Below are 19,373 nucleotides of genomic sequence, written 5' to 3' on the forward strand. Positions count from 1 at the left end.
AAAAGGAACAAAGCAACAGTTATATGTTAAGCGCTTTCTTTTCACTTCCTCTCTTTTTAATATGTATTAAAAAAGCATTCGTTTATAAAGCAATACTTACTTTATAAAATTTTTTATTAAATAGTAACTATTATAAATAATGTAACATATTAGTAATGTTTTTGTAAAATTTTCTTAAATTAATAGAGCAATGGGCTGTCATGTTATTGGGAAGATAACGATTATTAGCTGATTTGTCATTCAACAAAAGTAAATGAATGGCAAAGGTTATAAATACTCGGTAAAAGTAATGACTGAAACTATGGAGGGAGGGTATTGTTGAAGTTCATTGTTTTGATAACTCTACTTGTTTCAGGTATATGTGATGCGTCCTATATAATATTTAGGAAAAACTGAATATGCTGTTAAGGAATAAGATAATCTCCGTTTTTAAAAGATTAATAGAATAAGTGTCTATTTCTTCAATTATCGAGTAGAATAATTGGAAACACATATAAATTGGAGGGAAGGAATATGACACAGCAATATAATTATAAAAATGCGCAATTGATAGAAATGGATGCCCCCGCTCCTGATTGCACAGAAACACCGATAATGATAGATGATAAAACGATGCAGCTGCGAAGAGAAAAGGTTTTACAAGAGATGCAGCGGAATGATTTGGATGCATTACTGATTTATGCAGATGTGGAACATGGCGGGAATTTTGAATATTTAGTTGGTTTTATTCCCAGGTTTGAAGAGGCTTTATTGGTCCTTCATTCTAACGGAGATGCTTTTCTGGTTTTGGGAAATGAAAACTATAATAAAGTACAATATTCAAGAATTCCGGCACAGGGAATTCACTGTCCGCACTTTTCCTTGCCTAACCAGCCAATGGAACCTCACAAAACAATTTCAAGCATTCTTCAGGAAGCTGGAATGAAGAAGGCAATGAAAATTGGAATGGCAGGCTGGAAGCATTTTACCAGCAGCGTCGAGGATAATCGAACTTTATTTGATGTTCCATCTTTTATTGTAGAAGCAGTTCGAGAAATTATTGAAAAGGAAGGCTCTATCACGAATAAAATAGATATATTCATTGCCGGGGAACGTGGCGTGCGAAGGGTGAATAGTGCTAATGAAATTGCGCATTATGAATTTGGAGCATCGCTGGCCTCAGATTGTGTTTTACGAACAATGGACAAACTGGAGCTTGGTATTTCTGAGATGCAATTAGGAAATGAACTCCATGCTTACGGTCAAAGAAATAATGTCGTAACGATCGCATCAACAGGTAAAAGATTCGAAAACGGTAATCTATATCCAACTCCAGAAAAGGTAAAGTTAGGAGATGCAATCTCTTTAACAGTAGGATACAAAGGCGGATTATCGAGCAGATCTGGATATGCTGTAATGGATAGCTCTGAATTGCCAGATAGCAAAAAAGATTATGTGGAAGACTTGGCAGCGCCATATTATACCGCAATTACAGCCTGGCTGGAGAATATTCAAGTTGGGATGCCAGGTAGAGAATTGTATAATTTGGTTAATCAGGTATTGCCGCAGGAAGAATATCATTGGGGATTATGCCCAGGGCATTTGACAGCAGATGAAGAATGGCTATCATCACCTATATATAAGAATTCAGATGAATTAATTAAAAGCGGAATGATTTTTCAGACAGATATTATCCCTCGTGTTGCGGGATATGACGGGGTCTCGGTTGAAAGCACCGTAGCTCTAGCTGATGAGTCGTTAAAGCAGGAGATTAGAGACGAATATCCAGCACTTTGGGAAAGAATCATTAAAAGGCAAAAGTATATAAAAGAGATACTTGGAATCAATCTAAGCGAAAATGTTTTACCGTTATGCAGTACGGTTGCTTACCTGCGCCCGTATCTTTTGAATAAAAGGCTTGCGTTTCATTATGACCATAGCAGATGATATTGAACAATCAATAGTTTGTGCGAAATATTTAAGTACAGTAGAGCAGAATAGAAAGCCATTTAAAGGTTAGCTGTAATTATAAAGTAAGTAATAAATATGATAAAAATTTTTGGGGAAAGAAGTAATGTAAACAATAAAAAACTTACGTAATAGCCTGAAACCGATAGATTCATTCTAACGGTCTCAGGCTATTTCATTTCCCTTAATAACGTTCTTCATTATGAATTATGTCATGTAATAAATATAGTTTTTGTTCATCACGCGTACAAACATTGAACGGAAATGTAATTGTAAATGAAAGCGGTTGATAATAACATGAAATTAGGAGGGATGCTTAATGCTCGAGCGAAGGTCAATTGACATTATGGAAACCATTTTAGGCAACCCCAAGATTACAATTAAAGAATTGGAATTAAGAACCTCATTGACAAGGAGGAAAATCGCTTATGATTTAGAGAAAATCAATTATTGGCTGAAAACGAATAATTTACAAGAAATCAAGAAGGATCAGCAAAAAGGCTTGAGTTTTCCTGGAGATGCGAATGAAATATTGAGCATTTTAGAAAAAAAGGATATAAAGGGCACTTTAAATGAAGAAGAAAGAAAACGTATCATTTTTTTCTATTTATTTATGCAAAATGAAGAGATTTCTCTGCTGCATTTAATAGACGTCGTGGATGTAAGCAGAGGTACAGTAAATGATGATCTAAAAAAATTATCCGCTAACCTGAAAGAATACTTTTTGGAGATTTCCTATTCCAGAAAAAATGGTTATTACATTAACGGAAATGAACAAGATATACGAAATGTTCTTATCATGTTCATTGTAGAAATTATTTTTAAAGGGACGAATAGAGAACTTCTGGATTTTGTTTTAGATGAGGAGATATTTGAAGAGTTTACTTGTGTTTGCAGCAGGTATTTTCAAGAGCATCAAATCATTCTGTCTGATAATAATTTTTTGGAAATATGTTATATCATCGCTTTTGTTTTTATTAGGAAAAATAATACGCAAAAGTGGATTGAAATGGATAACCAATTTGAATTTCATCGTTATGATGAATATAAAATTGCCCGGGAGATTTTATCCAATCTGAACTTTATTCATGAGAACCAAGAGGATTATGCAGCATTTCTTACATCCTTAATGCTATCTTTTTCTTCTGTTCAAATAAGTCAAAAAACGAACGATTACTATTTGCTGAAGGATTTTTTATTTGAGATTATTACTAAGTTGGAAACAACCTATGGGATAGATATTGGAGATAAAGAAAGCGCCTTCAAACAGATTTATTATCATTTAAGGCCGGCGTATTATCGTATCTTATTTCAATATCCGATAATCAATCCATTAAAGAGAAAAATTCAAGAGCAGTATAGCTTTTTATTCAAAATATTAAAAGATTTGTTTGAATCTTCTTATCTGCCCAATGGAAAAATGGTATCTGACGATGAAATAGCCTATTTAACGATACATTTCGCAACACTGATGAAAGATAAGAAAACGAAAAAAATATATGCGTATACAGCAGCGGTTGTATGCCCAAACGGAACAGGGTTATCGCTGATTCTCTATAATGAGCTGATTAATCTTTTTCCAGAAATTAAGTTTCTTCAACCATTCTCACTTAATGAACTGGAGACTATCAGCGATAATGTAGATGTTATTTTTTCTACAAGGTTAATAAAAAGCTCCAAGCCTGTTTTTATTGCCAGTCCCGTGATGACGGATATTGAAAAGGAAAATCTGGTAAAAAATTTCTACAGGTGGAGTAATAAAAGTGTTTGTATTGATAATAGTTCCATTGTAAAAGAACTGACCAAAATTATTAGTAATTACAGCGAGATTAAGGATCCATTAAACCTGAATAAAGCATTAAGTAATATCACTGCTAATTATTTAATCTTTGATAAGAAAAGGAGACTTCCGATGTTGAGCGATATTATGACTGAACCACTCATTCAGTTGAATATTGAAGCTACTGACTGGAGAGATGCGATTAGAAAAGGCGGCGAGCTTTTGATTGCCAATAATAAAGCATCTGCTAATTATGTGCAAGCAATGATTGATTCAGCGGAAGGAAATGGATCATATATTGTTATTACAAAAAATGTAGCTTTACCACATGCAAGGCCAGAAGAAGGGGTAAAGGATCTGGCTATCAGTATGATTACTTTATCCAAGCCGATCAAATTTGGAAACAAAGAAAATGACCCCGTAAAATATGTATTTTGTTTATGTGCCGTCGATAACTCTACGCATTTAAGAGCTATGTCGAATCTGGTTCAGTTGTTGGATAAGAAAGAGTTTTACAGCAAGTTGGATCGTTCTGTTGATTCCAAAGAAGTTGTTGATTTTATAAAGAAATGTGAAAAGGAGCTGGAAATGTAATGAGAGAAATATTAGTAGCATGCCGAACAGGGATGGGAAGCAGTACGATGTTGAAAATAAAGGTAAGTCAGGTAGTAAAGGAAAATAATTTTCCATTTAACGTTACCCATGACACGATGAGCGCAGTTAGTCAGTTTTCGGGAGACTTATTGATAACTCTGGAGGATTTAGTACCAGACGTAGAAGACAAAGTTAAATATGTTATCGGAATTAAAAATTTAATGAATAAGGAAGAAATAAAAAGCAAAATTGAGAAGTATTTGGAAGAAGTAAAAGAGTAACTCAAGAGAGGGTGAATCGTAGTGGAACTTTTAAGGGCGTTTGCCATTGATTTATTAGGTACTGCAGCAATTCTTGTAGGATTAATGGCTTTTATTGGGCTTGTTCTGCAAAAGAAGCCGTTTGATGAAACGTTAACAGGGACTTTGAAAACGATTGTAGGATTCCTGATATTTTCAATTGGTTCAGGTGCAGCAGTCTTGTCTCTGGACAGTTTCCAGGCTCTTTTTGGTGAAGGGTTTGGCCTGGATGGTGTTCTGCCATTAGCTGAAGCAGTTACAGCTTTAGCACAGGACAGGTTTGGAACGGTCGTCTCGCTTGTCATGCTGTTTGGATTCCTGTTCAATTTATTATTTGCCAGGATTACCCCATTTAAATATATATTTCTGACAGGACAGCATAACCTTTATTTTGCAGCATTGCTTACGGTTATCTTAAAAGCGCTGGATGCAAGTAATTTTACAATTGTTGCGGTTGGAGGAGTTATTTTGGGACTGGCAGCCTGCTTATTCCCGGCTATTGCTCAGCCGTATATGAGAAAAATTACAGGTGATGATGAAATTGCTTTGGGTCATTATGTGAGTGTAGGTTACGCTATTTCCGGATGGGTAGGATCTAAGGTTGGTAAACCGGAGGATACAACAGAAAATTTAAAACTGCCAAAATGGCTTTCTATGTTTAAAGACTATGTCGTCGGTGTCAGTATCACTATCATTATATTCTTTTACGTAGCTACATTTGCCGCAGGTCCACAATTTGTTGAGACTATTTCAGAAGGAACCAATTGGCTGGTATATCCGTTAATCCAGGGGCTGACGTTTGCTGCTGCGCTGTATGTCATTATTACTGGTGTAAGGATGCTGTTAGGGGAGATAGTGAATGCATTTGTAGGTATTTCTGAAAAATTGATACCAAATGCAAAACCGGCGCTGGATTGTCCTGTTGTATTTCCATTCGCCCCAACTGCAACTGTTATAGGCTTTTTATCTGCCTATGCAGGTGGACTATTATGCATGTTTTTATTCGGTATTCTCGAAATGTCCGTCATTATCCCTGTTGCTGTTCCATACTTTTTCATAGGAGCGACAGCAGGAGTATTCGGTAATGCTACCGGAGGCTGGAAGGGCGCCATGGCGGGAAGCTTTGTTGTAGGTATTCTGATTGCAATTGGACCAGCAATTATCTATCCAATCATGGCAAATATCGGTCTGGTGGGAACTGCTTTTCCAGAGACGGACTTTACCATTGTCGGATTATTAGTCTATTACATTGGAAAATTCATATTAGGTTTGCTATAAACTGAAAGGATGATATAAATGAGAACACAGACAATAGAAAAAATATCAGATTTATCCGTTGCTACAATTAGAACATTGGCGATTGACAGTGTAGAAAATGCCAATCACGGTCATTTAGGAATGCCTTTAGGAGCGGCACCGATGGGATATACACTCTTTAAAAATGTGATGAATCATAATCCAGAGAATCCGCATTGGTATAATCGCGACAGATTTGTACTAACGTCCGGCCATGGCTCTGTTTTATTATATACATTGCTGCATTTAAGCGGATATGAGGTCTCAATTGATGATTTAAAAACCTTTAGAAAACTTGGAAGTATCACTCCAGGTCATCCCGAGGTTGATATAACCCCTGGGGTAGAAGCTACCACCGGGCCATTGGGACAAGGGCTTGCTATGACAATCGGTCTGGCACTTGCTGAGGCGCATTTGGCAGAGAAATATAATAAACCGGATTTTGATATTGTGGATCATTACACGTATACGATATGTGGTGATGGAGACTTAATGGAAGGTGTAGCCCAGGAATCCGTATCTCTGGCAGGGCACTTAGGGTTGGGGAAATTAATTGTGTTATATGATTCTAATGATGTGTGCTCTGATGGTGATCTCAGTGATACCAATTCAGAGGATGTCCAAAAAAAGTATGGATCAATGGGATGGCAGGTCATTCGCGTGGAGGATGGAAATGACATAAACGAAATCGAAAAAGCTATACAGTCGGGGAAAGAGGAGAAAAATAAACCAACATTAATTGAAGTAAAAACAATTATCGGGTTCGGCTCTCCCAATAAAAGTGGAACAGCAGCTATTCACAGTAATCCTGTTGGCCCGGAAGAATCCGATTTGATTAGAAAAGCATACGGATGGGATTTTACGGAAGATTTTTATATTCCAGATGAAGTAAAAAAAGATTTCTCTGCTATCTGTGAAAATGGGAGAGCAAGTGAAACTGAATGGGGGAATTTATTAGAGGCGTATCAAAGAGAATATCCAGAGCTGTCTAAAGAATTTCTGGCGTCAATGGAAAATAACTTTGAAGTAGAAGAAATAAATATAAATTTTGAAAAAGAAAAAGTAGCAACCCGTTCCGCATCTGGAGAAGTATTGAACGCGATTGCTGATAAAATACCATTAATAGGCGGCTCTGCTGATTTAGCTTCCTCCAATAAGACAACCATTAATGGAAGTAATTTTATAAGCAGAAATGATTATAGCGGAAGAAATATAAATTATGGTGTTCGTGAATTTGGTATGGCTTCGATTGCTAACGGATTGGCATTACATGGAGGGCTTAAACCTTACACCGGTACATTCCTGGTTTTCTCTGACTATATGCGTTCAGCTATACGAATATCTTCGATAATGAATAAGCCATTGATATATATTTTTACGCATGACAGTATCATGCTGGGGCAGGATGGGCCTACCCATCAGCCGGTAGAGCACCTGGCTTCATTAAGAGCGATGCCGAATCTAAATATTATTAGACCGGCAGATGCTAATGAAACTGCGGCTGCCTGGGAAATTGCGATTCATTCTAAGGAGACTCCGACTGCAATTGTTCTTGGCAGACATGACGTACCTGTATTAGAAACCGCAGATAAAGAGGGTGTGAAAAAAGGAGCTTATATTATATCTAAAGGTAATGGAAAAGCGACTGGCAAAATAATCGCAACTGGTTCCGAAGTAGAACTGGCAATAAAAGCTCAAGCAATTTTAGAGAAAGAAGAAGTATATGTTGATGTAATTAGTATGCCAAGCTGGGAGCTGTTTTTAAAGCAGGATGATGCTTACAAAAATGAAATTCTTCGTAAGGAGATTAAGAATATTTTAGCGGTGGAGATGGGTTCATCTATCGGCTGGAGAGAATTTGTCGGAGCTGATGGAGATATGTTGACCATTAATCATTTTGGGGAGTCTGGAGATGGACAAGAATTAGCTGGGAAGCTTGGTTACTATCCTGAAAATATTGCTGATAGATTTAAAAGGCTGGAAGAGAAAAATAGTAGGTAAGAGATTAATTAAGTTTGTATGGAATATATAATAAATTAAAAATAATAGATGAAGTCCCCCTTAGGAACTTCATCTATTATTTTTGTATACTTAATATAAACATCAGGGTACCACAAGCTGAAGGGAGTTCATTTGAGCAAATTTCTTTCTTAACCTATAATGCAATTATTCTAGAATTGATAAAACAACATAATGAAACGGCAGAACCTATGTTTGAAAGGAATGCTGATTTAGAATAATATTGTCAAACCCATTCAAAACAAATAAATTATTTTCTCAAAATAAGAATAAATAAAGTAAGCGAAAAATAATATATTACATTCTATTATAACTGAATTTATCTCTTTACTTGAATTTAACAAGTAACAGGAGGTAGTTTTTCATGGATGATGAGCATCTGGTTGCTCCCGAACAATCCCAATAACATCTTCCTCTGTATTTAAAGAATTTGGAAAGTTGTCAGTAATCGTTAGCAATAGCCACGATAAAGAAGTAGTGAAGTACGCACATGCAACAACTGCGGAAATTGTTATTACTGCAGAAAAAGGAAAGAGAATTTGTGTAGTGAATTCGGCTCTTTTTCGATGGGAGAAAGAGGCTATTACGACCAGGGAGGACTTGGAAAATATATCATTGCAGATACAAGAGAGGTATTTGCCTTTGCAGAGGATATACCGTTCCACCATGGTACTTTTGCAGTGTAACACGCAGTAAAATCCAGCTTGGAAACGATGTTTTGATTATAGAAACAGGCATAATGGGACTGCTTCATCTGATAGTTGCTAAACTTCAAAGGTGCAGAGTGATTATCAATGCCCCGGATGCAGCTCAGAGAAAAGAAGCATAAGAGCTCGGTGTGACAATTGCCTCAAATTCACACGAAGAAGACGTAGTGGAGACTTTTCATGAACAGTTTCTTTTACCACGATGACCCGAAACCCAGATTGGATTCACCGTACAGGAGTTGAAATAACTGGAGCGGTCCGTCTGTACAATCTTTAGCCAAATAGATTTATTTCGGAGATTTATTCATTGGATGAAGTTGGGGAAGCGTTTGAAGTATCGTTTAGAGGAAGGCAGTATAGGGTGGTCGAGATGTAAAGAGTGGAACAATTTTTATTTGATTGTTTGAGATAAATTATTAGACTATTACTGGATTAATTGTCTTTAGGTGAGTATTGGTTTAAGTTGGCAGATAGATAACACTCGCTTAAAAATGATATTGCTAATAGTATCTATTATATTGTAAAAGGAGCTTTGATAGATTTTTACCTGTTTTAGCTGTACTTATTGCAGCTACCTTTATAGTAATCAGCACGAGAAAATTAATCTTTGGCAATAGGATGGAGTGCCAGGTTTCTAAATATCAGTACCGTTGGATGTTGTAGTAGCGGGTGCTGAAAACCCGTGAGGAAAGTACTTATGATACATATACTCTCTGCATATTGACTTTTGTAAGCGTTTGTTTAATTATGAAGAGGAGGTGGAACGTATGATTAAAGAAGAATTAATAAATTACTTAGAAAACCAGACAGCTTTCTTAGATTTAGACAATATTAGTGAAATATTTACTTCCAAGATAATAGGGGAGCAATTTAATTTAAAGAGAAATACGGTGAGTCACTATCTAAATCAATTAAATGAACAGGGAAGTGTCATTAAAATAAATACACGTCCGGTTTACTTTTTTCATAAGAATGCTTTTGAAACACAATTCTATACGCTATCCAAAAGTATATATCATAGTTTAGATGAATTAAAAGAAGAGCAGCCTTTATTTCAAAAAAAGAAGGATATATTTTCATTTTTAATTGGAAGTGATGCAAGTTTGGCAAGGAGTATAGAACAATTAAAGACAGCACTTTACTATCCGGAAAATGGCTTGCCAGTGTTATTGACAGGAGAAAGCGGGACAGGTAAAAGCTATATGGTGAAAATCGTCTATCACTTCTGTTTAGCAAATGATTTAATTAAGGAAGATGCGCGAATGATTACTTTAAATTGTGCTCAGTATGCTAATAACCCTGAACTTTTAACTAGCCATTTATTTGGACATGTCAAGGGAGCTTTTACGGGCGCAGATGAAGATCATAGAGGTATTTTTGAAGAAGCAAATGGCGGAATTTTGTTTTTAGATGAAGTTCACCGATTAAACGCAGAGGGGCAGGAAAAACTATTTACCTATCTTGATCAAGGGATAATTTATCGAATGGGTGAAACGAATAATCCGCGTAAAGTCAATACAAGATTATTCTTTGCAACTACCGAAGATTTGAATAGTGTCTTTTTGTCCACGTTTATTCGTCGTATTCCTGTTCAAATAGAATTACCCCCTTTGGAGCAGCGAACACAAAATGAACGTTTAGAGATGATATATGATTTTTTAATAAAAGAAAGATCAAAAATTAAAAAAGTCTTATTAGTGAGCAGTCAAGTTTTGCACTTATTAAAAACTACTCCCCATCAAGGGAATATCGGTAAGTTGAAAAATGTAGTGAAAGTAACGGTAGCAAAAGCATTTTCTGAGCAAAAAGATGCCAATAATATCTATATTACTATTTATCACTTACCTCCTGATTTATTAGCAAAAGCTGCTTTGAAAACGAATGCAGCTATGGAAGAAAATATAAAAATTGATGAAACCACAAGTATAGAAAGTTTATCAACGAAAAAAAATCCTGAAGAGCTGCGAATTATTCGTACATATGAACGTTTACTGGCCAGCTTTAAGAAGTCGGGATCCAATATTACAGTTATTGGTGAAGATATAAAAAATGAGGTAGAAAATTTATTTGATTTTTTAATATTTGAAACAGATCGAGAAAAGAAACACGAATTATTATTATTCATGACTCAATATGTACGTGATACGTTAAAACAGATGGAGACCTCTTATCAGATTATATTTAATGGTAATAGTGTCTATGCCGTTAGTTACTATTTATTCCAAAGAAGTTCCGTCCGCTGGCAGCCTGATGATGTGGAAGTACAAACTTTAATCAAAGAATTTAAGCAAGCAGTCATTCAAGCATATCCTATGCTATTTCAGTATACAGAAAGAATGCTATCTATCATTAAACCCAGGTTGGATATTGAAGTATTTGATATGGATTTAATTTTACTGACTCTTTACTTCAGGCAATTAGGTTTATCCCGGGAATCCAATTTTGCAAAAGCAATTATTGTTGCCCATGGCTATGCAACTGCAAGCAGTATCGCTAACGTGGCCAATCGCTTATTAGGTAAAAATATTTTTGAATCGTTTGATATGCCGATTGATACTACGCCACAAAAAATCGCTGAGGAAATAGTTGATTATACTGAAAAAAATGATGTGAGCAATGGCCTTGTTATTTTGGTGGATATGGGGTCATTAAAAGCAATATATGAATATTTTCCACAACAATTATCCGTTCCCGTTATGATTATGAATAATATAACCACCCCTCTGGCAATAGCTATAGGGGAAAATATCCAGAAAAATATGAACCTGTCTGAAGTTGCGGTTCATTCATTTGAAGATAATCAACCAGACTGGAAGATAATTTATCCACAAAAAAATAAAAATAAAGCTTTATTGACTACATGCTTTACCGGAATCGGTACAGCAACAAAAATTAGTAACCTTCTTGAAAAAAGTTTACCAGTAAATAGTCCGCTAAAGGTGCTTCCTTACGATTATCAAACACTGCATGATCAAAAAGAAAAAGAGACTGTTTTTTCACTTTATGAAGTTGTTGGAATTGTAGGAACTGCAAACCCGATGATTCGGGATATTCCTTATTTATCTCTTGAAGAATTAATTTCTGGAGAAGGTACACTGCATCTAAGAGAGTGGCTAATGAAAAGTCTAGATGATGAGCAGGCAGAACAATTTAACGACCGATTAATCCGCAACTTTTCACTTGAAAAAGTAATAGATTCTGTAACAATATTAGACACGGATAAGGTAATGGCAGAAATCGAATTATTTATGCGAATACTAGAGGAGTTAACTGGACAAAAAATTTCAAATGAGAGAAAGCTTGCTCTATATGTGCATGTCAGTTGTTTGATTGAACGGTTAATTCGTAATGTTCCAATTGAAATCTATAGTGGAAATGACATCGATGAAGAGTGTCGGGAAGAACAGCTTGTCAGAATAAAAGAAGCATTCAGTGTCATAGAAGAAGATTACAGTGTCAAAATACCAAATTCAGAATTAAAATATATTTATGATATTCTCTTTCAAAAACTTGATTTTTCAATCGTTAACGAAGATTTTTAATAGGTAAACAAAGCGTGCCACTAAAGTTGGCACGCTTTTTGCTTTATATAAGTGTAAGTGAGGTGAAAAAAGGATGGAAAGAAAATTAGTTTTGGCTAGTCACGGAAAGTTTGCGTCAGGAATTTTAAGCTCTTTAGAATTAATTTGCGGTAAAAACAGTAATATTATCACTCTGGATGCTTATGTAAAAGCAAATTATGACTTAGCTTCAGAAGTTGAGAAATTAATGAGAGAAAACCGGGGTAAAGAATTAATCGTTATCACAGATATATTTGGGGGGAGTGTGAATAATGAATTTTTGAAATATATATATACACCAAATTTCTATCTTGCATCAGGAATGAATTTACCTTGGTTAATTGAAATTGTAACTCAATTTACAACAGCAAAATCCATTCCGGGATTAATCAAGGATTCTTTAAATAACTCAAAGGAAATGATTCAATTTTGCAATGAAACAATCCATAAGGAAAGTGAAGAAGAGGATTTCTAAAAAGGGAGGAAATAAGAATGATTAAATTATTGCGAGTAGATCACCGTCTACTACATGGACAAGTGGCATTTTCTTGGACGCAGAGCCTGGGTATAGATTGCATTCTGGTTGCAAATGACGATGTACCAGAAAATGATATCAGAAAAACGACGATTAAATTAGCAAAGCCACAAGGCGTGAAATTAGTCATAAAAAATATTAACGACTCTATTAAAGCTTTGCAAAGCGGTGTAACGGATAAATATAAGTTATTTATTGTCGTTGAATCTGTAGAAGATGCATATAAGCTGTCAAAAGCCTATCCAGAAATTCAAGAAATAAATTTAGGCGGTATGAAAATTCGAGAAGGTACAAGAAATATTTCAAAGGCAATTAATATTACTAAAGAAGAAGAAGAGCTGGTTAAAGAATTAGTAGACAGCGGAGTAGAGGTGGAAATTAGACAAGTGCCATCGGATAAAAAAATTAAGGCGCTAGACGCTTTTTAAAGAAAGGATGAAATTAAGTGATTTTACAAGCAGTCCTTCTTGGGGTTATAGCATTTATTGCTCAATCCGAATATGCACTAGGAACTTCTTTGTTATCTCGCCCAATTGTAACAGGGTTATTTACTGGAATTGCACTAGGAGATATTAAAACAGGTATCATAATGGGAGCCACTTTAGAACTGGCTTTTATAGGTTCGTTTTCAGTTGGAGCTTCTATCCCACCTGATGTCGTAACTGGAGGAATACTAGGAACAGCTTTTGCTATTACGGCAGGCGCAGGAACTGAAACAGCGCTATTACTAGGGTTGCCAATTGCTACATTGACTTTAATTTTAAAAAATATCTATTTAGGATTGGTAATTCCTACAATGAATCATAAAGCAGATAGTTATGCAGAGATGGGAAATTACAAAGGAGTAGAACGAATGCATTTAATTGCAGGATTCGGACTTTCTCTCATGTTGGCGTTAATCGTATCTATTTCTTATTCTATCGGAAATAATGCTGTACAGTCATTTTTGAATGTGATACCAGAATTTGTTCAAACCGGTCTAACTGTTGCTACAGGGATTATTCCTGCTTTAGGATTCGCTATGTTAGCGAGATTATTAATTAATAAAAGTGTCGCTCCTTATTTCTTTTTAGGGTTTATTATTGTAGCTTACTTAGATATTCCTATTACCGGAATTGCTATATTTGGAGCTATTTTAGCAGTAATTATTGTTAATATCATGAATTTCACAAAAAAGAATGAGCAATCTGCTCAGACAACAGATGGGGAGGTCCTTGATGATGAAGACTTCTGATCCAAAAGAAAAATCATTAATAACAAAAAAAGACTTAAACAAAGTTTTTTGGCGTTCTTTTCAGATGGAGTTTTCTTGGCATTATGAACGTCAAATGAATATGGCCTATGTTTATGCAATGATTCCAATCCTGAGGAAACTTTATCAGACAAAAGAGGAAATGGCCTCCGCTTTAAAACGGCATTTAGAATTTTTCAATACAACGCCTCATATTGTAACGCTGATTTTAGGAATTAACGCAGCTATGGAAGAGGAAAACCGTTTAGATAAGGAATTCGACGAAAAAGCGATTGATAGTATAAAAACTTCATTAATGGGACCGCTGGCTGGAATAGGGGATTCGTTTTTTTGGGGAACATTACGATTGATCGCAACTGGTGTAGGAACCTCACTTGCATTACAAGGAAATATATTAGGTCCAATTTTGTTCATATTAATTTTTAACATTCCACACGTTGTATTACGTTATTTATTTACAGGTTGGGGGTATAAACTAGGCACTGGTTTTTTGAAGAAAATTCAAAGTAACGGTATGATGGATAGCTTGACTTTAGGAGCATCAATTATTGGATTAGTAGTTGTTGGAGCAATGACTGCTTCGATGATAGATATTACTATTCCGCTTTCCATAGGTAGTGGGGAAGAGGCAGTTACGATTCAAAGCATTTTGGATGATATTATGCCTCAATTATTACCATTAGCTGCTTTTGGTATCGTTTTCTATTTATTAAAGAAAGAGGTGAAACCTTTATCAATTATTGGAGGAATGGCTGTAGTTGGTATCTTGGGCGCTTGGATTGGGATATTTTAAGGAGGAAATGAAATGGTAAGTATGCTTGATTATATTTATGAAGAACAAGTAACTTTGGAAAAAATAATAAAAGAATTTGACTTTAATTTGCCGGAGTTAAAAGATGTTACACATTGTCTTATTCTAGCAACTGGATCTTCTTATAACGCATCCCTTGCAGCAAAATACTATATGGAGTCTACAGGAGATATGTATATAGATATACAAGAACCATTTGATTTCTTGCATTACGGCAAAGTTGACCCTAAATTTGATTTAGTTATTGCTGTTTCACAGAGCGGGAAAAGTACATCAACGATTCATGCTGTTGAAAAGATAACGCAGTTTCAAAAAATAAAGACGATTACTTTGACTAGTGATAGTGAAAGTCCAATTACTAAGGTTGCGAATCACATGCTTAATCTGAATATGGGAATGGAAAAAGTTGGTTTTGTAACAAAAGGTTATTCAGCCACTGTCCTAAATTTGATGTTATTGTCTCTAGCCATCGCTTCACAATCTCATCGAATGGATGAAAAGGTTCTGGAAAAAGAGAAAGAAAATCTTTGTAAAGCTGTTTACAGTATTAATAAAATTATAGATAAAACAGCAAAATTCTTTGAGAATAAAAAAGCCGAATTAAAGGAAAGCAATCGATTTCTTGCGATTGGTTATGGGCCAAACTGGGGAACAGCAAAAGAATTTGAAACTAAATTTACTGAAACAGTTCGAAAACCATCTCAAGGATTTGAATTAGAGGCCTATATGCATGGTCCTTATTTAGAAGCAAATGAAACGCACAGTATATTTTTTGTTGAAACAGATAGTGCTATTTTATCTCGCTCAAAAGCGCTAAGAGGCTATATGGAGAGTCATGTGAAACGATGTTATGTCATTTCTACCCAAAGTGCAGGAGGAGAAGATGAGCTGGCTTTAGATTTAGATGTAAGTGAGAAGATTAGTCCATTGCTATTAGTAATCCCTTTCCAATATTTTGCCTATCAAATAGCGACGATACAAGGGATTGATTTAGGGCAAAGAATATTTGATGATTTTGATCAAGTACTTCAAAGTAAAATTTAAGAAAAGAGGGATAGATATGTTGAAATTTGATGAACAAAAACAAATTGAAAGCGTTAGCGGAGCTATTGCATTAAAAAATGAGATAGAACATATCATAGATGAGGTTTACGACAGAGGTTTTGATAATATTTATTATTTGGGCATTGGGGGCACGTATGCATCCAGTATGCAAGCTGTGACTTATATTAACGGAAAAAGCAGCTTGCCGGTGTTTGTCCAGCATGCTGCAGAATATTATACAACTGGAAACAAAAGACTGACAGAGAAATCTATAGTGATATTGTCTTCTGTAACAGGATCAACGCAAGAAGTGGTGAAAGCAATCAAAATGATAAAAGAACTAGGTTCAACGATTATTGCGTTTGTAGATGAACCGAATACTCCCTTAGCAGAAACGGGAGATTACGTTATCTCTTATCCGGGAAATGAGCAGTTAAAATATTTTATGGCTGCCGACCGCTTCATGTATCGTAATGGTGAATTTCCAGATTATGAAGCTTATTATAAAGAATTAGAAGAGCATTTGGCTGTTGCTTTAGTAGAGGTAGAAAAGTCTGCTGATAATTTTGGATTTGAATTTGCTGAAAAGCATCGTCATGATGCGATGCACTATTTCATCGGTGCAGGTAATCAATGGGGAGCAGTATATTCCTATGCAATGTGTTATTGGGAAGAACAAAGCTGGTTACGTTCTAAATCTATTCACGCCGCTGAGTTTTTACATGGTACATTAGAAATTGTAGATGAAAATACACCAGTAACCCTGTTTATTGGAGAAGACGAACAGCGTGAATTAGCAGAGAGAGTAGGTAATCTCTTGCCGCGAATTTGTGGTAATTATACAATCATCGATTCAAAAGACTATGAATTACCAGGTATTAGCGATAAATACCGTGGTAGATTATCGTATTTTATTATGCATGCGGTAACTCAAAGAATAGATGCCCATGTTGAGAAGTTAAACTGCCATCCATTAGAAATACGCCGTTATTACCGTCAGTTCGATTATTAGTGTTAAAAAATTATAATTAAAAGCATATAATTGGATAATTTCTATCTGATTATATGCTTTTTGTTAAATGAAATAATTAATGCACTAGCTATACTGGAAATAGAGTAAGCATTAGTGATACACCGATCATAAAACTTTCGCCTCTTTCTTGCTTGACACTACATTTCTCCTGGACAACCCTATAAGGGCTGTCCAGGAGAAATGAAACCTAAAGTGGAAATTGAATTAAGATTATCTTCATAGCAGTGAATCAAAGAAGATACACTGCCATTATCTGTCTTTTTACTTTGACTAGTTATCTCTCACCCCAAAAATAATATCCATTTACTATTCAATAGTAATTTTCTCTCCTTGTTTATCAGAAAGATAAGCCGCCTCATTAAGCAAGGTTAACGAAATTATGTCTTCCTTGGTAATAGAAGGAGCCGTACCATTTTGAATTAAGTGAACCCATTGCTCCATCGCTGTAGGTAAGCTTTCAGGTAATACTTCCGGTTCGGACCATTCATTTTTATTTAAGTGTGTACTTTTGATACGTACCTTGGAGTCTTCAATCAATAAACATCCCTGTGTCCCGTATAATTCTAATTGAAAAGGGCTTCCATAAGAATTGAATCCAGTTTCAAGTACGCCGATTGCTCCGCTTTTATATTGTGTAACAACAACAGCGTTGTCTTCTACGTTATGTTTTAATGATGAATGCAGGCTGGAATAAACGTTTGCTAAAGGTCCAGCTAAACGGTTGGTCAGATAGATGGGATGGGCGCCTAAGTCAATCAAAGCACCGCCTCCGCAATCATCTTTATCATAAAAATGACTTGGAAGCCAGCCATTAGGATGGGTTTCTGTTGAAACAGATCCATTATGAGCTAATCTGCAGCGGATGCTGGTTAGATTTCCTAACCAGCCTTTTTTGAATGCTTCTTCTGCGTAAAGGAAATAAGACTCTGTAAGTCTTGGCAGGGATACCATGAGTTTTACATTTTCTTTTTCTATCGTTTCATATATTTTTTTGCAGTCTTCCACGGTGAATGCTAATACTTTTTCTGTGAAAATATGTTTTTTATGTGCTGCCGCTTTTTGAATAATTTCTGTATGCCATTTCGTTGGTGTATTGATAATGACGGCATCAATATGAGGATCATTTAAAACGGTATCCAGATTTTCTTCGAATGGAACTTCCCATTTATCTGCCCATTCTTTCCCGCGGCGAGTGTCTTCATCCCAAATACAAGCGAGGGAAAGCTGCTTATTTTCTTGAACCTGCTGCGCATAATCCTCTGCATGGACATGCCATTTACTAAGTAAAGCAACGTTAATCATATGTGTTTTCCTCCTTTTTAAACATTAATTGATGTAATCAGATAGTTTGACCCATTTTTTTAATCGATGAGATTCTTCTACAGCGTGTATGACAAGCTGATTGAGATAACCATCCTTGAAATTTGGTACTTCTAATGTTTTATTTTTAATCGAATCCATCATTGTTTTTATGAGATTGATAAATGTGTGTTCGTATCCGAGAATATGACCTGGAGGCCAGTAATTTTCTCCGTACGGGTAGACTTCTCCAGTACAGTTTATGGTACGGAATCCTTGAAGCTCTGCACTATCATTCTCCAGGTAAACATGTAAATGATTCATATTTTCAAGATCCCATCGAATAGATCCTTTTTCTCCGTTTATTTCAATTCTGTTGCCGTTTCGATTTCCCGTGGCAAAGCGGGATGCCTCGAAAACTCCTAAGGCTCCATTTTCAAATTTCGTTGTGAAAATAGAAGCGTCGTCCACAGTTACAAGTTCCTTTTCATCTGTGTTTTCTGCTGCACTTGGTCTTTCTTTGATGAAGGTTTCTAATAACCCGGAAACCTCAGAAATTTCACTGACCAGGAATCTGGCTAAATCAATGATATGGCTGCCGATGTCCCCAAGAGCACCAGATCCTGTTCTTTCTTTTTGGAGTCTCCAGGTAACTGGTGCAGATGGGTCAATCAACCAATCTTGCAGGTAAACAGCGCGTATATGATAAATTTTTCCTAGCTGTCCTTCCTCTATCATCTTTTTTGCAAGTTGTATTGCTGGAGCAAATCGGTAATTGTGACAGACCATGTGCATGACACCAGCCTTTTCAACTGCTTCAAGCATCCTTTTGGCGTCCTCTAAAGTCGTAGCTAAGGGTTTTTCACAGATGACGTGTTTTCCTGCTTCAGCAGCTGCAATTGCTATTTCAGCATGTGTATGATTTGGTGACACAATATCGATTAAATCGATATCTTCCCGTTGAATCATTTTTTCCCATTCTGTTTCAGAAGAAGACCAGCCCATTTCTGAAGCTGCCCGGCTGACGTTTTGTGAATTTCTTCCGCAAAGAGTTTGCAGAACAGGACGTGTCGTATTTTTAAAGTAAAAAGGGATATTGCGATAAGCGATACTATGTGCTCTTCCCATAAACTGATAACCTATCATTCCAACTCGGATACTCATGTATTTCACCTCTTCTTTGAAATAATGAAAAAA

At 35.8% G+C, this 19,373-nt stretch carries 14 protein-coding genes and 1 pseudogene; 13 read left to right on the plus strand and 2 right to left on the minus strand.

Going from position 1 to position 19,373, the window contains the following annotated elements; translation table 11 throughout:
* The first annotated feature begins 513 nt into the window (after nucleotides 1-513).
* The 13 genes and pseudogenes from OSO01_RS08520 to OSO01_RS08580 all read left to right on the plus strand — a co-directional run bounded on the left by OSO01_RS08520 (nucleotide 514) and on the right by OSO01_RS08580 (nucleotide 16,856).
* Nucleotides 514-1,926 (plus strand): M24 family metallopeptidase, encoded by a 1,413-nt coding sequence (locus tag OSO01_RS08520; RefSeq protein ID WP_147210017.1) that lies wholly within the window; start codon nucleotides 514-516, stop codon nucleotides 1,924-1,926.
* Between the two features lie 340 nt (nucleotides 1,927-2,266).
* A complete protein-coding gene (locus OSO01_RS08525) occupies nucleotides 2,267-4,321 on the plus strand; it encodes a BglG family transcription antiterminator (protein WP_147210018.1) in 2,055 nt (684 codons plus the stop codon).
* On the plus strand, nucleotides 4,321-4,602 hold the full coding sequence (locus OSO01_RS08530; RefSeq protein WP_077601624.1) for a PTS sugar transporter subunit IIB: 282 nt from the start codon (nucleotides 4,321-4,323) through the stop codon (nucleotides 4,600-4,602). Before OSO01_RS08525 ends, OSO01_RS08530 begins: the two co-directional genes overlap by 1 nt.
* A 21-nt stretch (nucleotides 4,603-4,623) precedes the next feature.
* The gene (gene ulaA, locus OSO01_RS08535; RefSeq protein ID WP_147210019.1) at nucleotides 4,624-5,898 is read left to right on the plus strand and encodes a PTS ascorbate transporter subunit IIC; all 1,275 of its coding nucleotides are present in this window, start codon (nucleotides 4,624-4,626) and stop codon (nucleotides 5,896-5,898) included.
* Between the two features lie 18 nt (nucleotides 5,899-5,916).
* On the plus strand, nucleotides 5,917-7,917 hold the full coding sequence (gene tkt / locus OSO01_RS08540) for a transketolase (protein ID WP_147210020.1): 2,001 nt from the start codon (nucleotides 5,917-5,919) through the stop codon (nucleotides 7,915-7,917).
* Between the two features lie 524 nt (nucleotides 7,918-8,441).
* A pseudogene (locus tag OSO01_RS23285) lies at nucleotides 8,442-8,621 on the plus strand (hypothetical protein); the annotation flags it as partial.
* A gap of 788 nt (nucleotides 8,622-9,409) precedes the next feature.
* Nucleotides 9,410-12,184, plus strand: a complete 2,775-nt coding sequence (locus tag OSO01_RS08550; RefSeq protein ID WP_186813596.1) for a sigma-54-dependent transcriptional regulator — start codon at nucleotides 9,410-9,412, stop codon at nucleotides 12,182-12,184.
* 73 nt (nucleotides 12,185-12,257) lie between these two features.
* Complete coding sequence (locus OSO01_RS08555) at nucleotides 12,258-12,677, plus strand: PTS sugar transporter subunit IIA (RefSeq protein ID WP_147210022.1); 420 nt, start codon at nucleotides 12,258-12,260, stop codon at nucleotides 12,675-12,677.
* Between the two features lie 17 nt (nucleotides 12,678-12,694).
* Entirely contained in the window at nucleotides 12,695-13,165 is a 471-nt protein-coding gene (locus OSO01_RS08560) for a PTS sugar transporter subunit IIB (protein ID WP_147210023.1), read from the plus strand.
* A 17-nt stretch (nucleotides 13,166-13,182) separates the two neighbouring features.
* The gene (locus OSO01_RS08565) at nucleotides 13,183-13,971 is read left to right on the plus strand and encodes a PTS mannose/fructose/sorbose/N-acetylgalactosamine transporter subunit IIC (RefSeq protein ID WP_147210024.1); all 789 of its coding nucleotides are present in this window, start codon (nucleotides 13,183-13,185) and stop codon (nucleotides 13,969-13,971) included.
* Nucleotides 13,952-14,782 (plus strand): PTS system mannose/fructose/sorbose family transporter subunit IID, encoded by an 831-nt coding sequence (locus tag OSO01_RS08570; protein WP_222595720.1) that lies wholly within the window; start codon nucleotides 13,952-13,954, stop codon nucleotides 14,780-14,782. The genes OSO01_RS08565 and OSO01_RS08570 overlap by 20 nt, the downstream gene beginning before the upstream one ends.
* A gap of 12 nt (nucleotides 14,783-14,794) precedes the next feature.
* The gene (locus tag OSO01_RS08575) at nucleotides 14,795-15,844 is read left to right on the plus strand and encodes an SIS domain-containing protein (RefSeq protein WP_147210026.1); all 1,050 of its coding nucleotides are present in this window, start codon (nucleotides 14,795-14,797) and stop codon (nucleotides 15,842-15,844) included.
* A 16-nt stretch (nucleotides 15,845-15,860) separates the two neighbouring features.
* Nucleotides 15,861-16,856 (plus strand): SIS domain-containing protein, encoded by a 996-nt coding sequence (locus tag OSO01_RS08580; protein ID WP_147210027.1) that lies wholly within the window; start codon nucleotides 15,861-15,863, stop codon nucleotides 16,854-16,856.
* Nucleotides 16,857-17,183: 327 nt separating this feature from the next.
* Here OSO01_RS08580 and OSO01_RS08585 read toward each other — a convergent pair whose 3' ends face one another.
* The gene (locus tag OSO01_RS08585; protein ID WP_147210028.1) at nucleotides 17,184-18,179 is read right to left on the minus strand and encodes a Gfo/Idh/MocA family protein; all 996 of its coding nucleotides are present in this window, start codon (nucleotides 18,177-18,179) and stop codon (nucleotides 17,184-17,186) included.
* Nucleotides 18,180-18,203: 24 nt separating this feature from the next.
* Nucleotides 18,204-19,340: a Gfo/Idh/MocA family protein gene (locus OSO01_RS08590; RefSeq protein WP_246145100.1), complete on the minus strand. Its 1,137-nt coding sequence runs from the start codon at nucleotides 19,338-19,340 to the stop codon at nucleotides 18,204-18,206.
* Between the last annotated feature and the right edge of the window lie 33 nt (nucleotides 19,341-19,373).

Origin of the sequence: Oceanobacillus sojae, from assembly GCF_007991515.1 — a bacterium.
Classification (GTDB): Bacteria; Bacillota; Bacilli; order Bacillales; family Amphibacillaceae; genus Oceanobacillus; species Oceanobacillus sojae.

Excerpts from the sequence above, each read along its gene's own strand:
- OSO01_RS08520 (WP_147210017.1), top strand. The coding sequence starts at position 514 with ATGACACAGCAATATAATTATAAAAATGCGCAATTGATAGAAATGGAT.
- OSO01_RS08525 (WP_147210018.1), top strand. The coding sequence starts at position 2,267 with ATGCTCGAGCGAAGGTCAATTGACATTATGGAAACCATTTTAGGCAAC.
- OSO01_RS08530 (WP_077601624.1), top strand. The coding sequence starts at position 4,321 with ATGAGAGAAATATTAGTAGCATGCCGAACAGGGATGGGAAGCAGTACG.
- tkt (WP_147210020.1), top strand. The coding sequence starts at position 5,917 with ATGAGAACACAGACAATAGAAAAAATATCAGATTTATCCGTTGCTACA.
- OSO01_RS08550 (WP_186813596.1), top strand. The coding sequence starts at position 9,410 with ATGATTAAAGAAGAATTAATAAATTACTTAGAAAACCAGACAGCTTTC.
- OSO01_RS08555 (WP_147210022.1), top strand. The coding sequence starts at position 12,258 with ATGGAAAGAAAATTAGTTTTGGCTAGTCACGGAAAGTTTGCGTCAGGA.
- OSO01_RS08560 (WP_147210023.1), top strand. The coding sequence starts at position 12,695 with ATGATTAAATTATTGCGAGTAGATCACCGTCTACTACATGGACAAGTG.
- OSO01_RS08575 (WP_147210026.1), top strand. The coding sequence starts at position 14,795 with ATGGTAAGTATGCTTGATTATATTTATGAAGAACAAGTAACTTTGGAA.
- OSO01_RS08580 (WP_147210027.1), top strand. The coding sequence starts at position 15,861 with ATGTTGAAATTTGATGAACAAAAACAAATTGAAAGCGTTAGCGGAGCT.
- OSO01_RS08585 (WP_147210028.1), bottom strand. The coding sequence starts at position 18,179 with ATGATTAACGTTGCTTTACTTAGTAAATGGCATGTCCATGCAGAGGAT.
- OSO01_RS08590 (WP_246145100.1), bottom strand. The coding sequence starts at position 19,340 with ATGAGTATCCGAGTTGGAATGATAGGTTATCAGTTTATGGGAAGAGCA.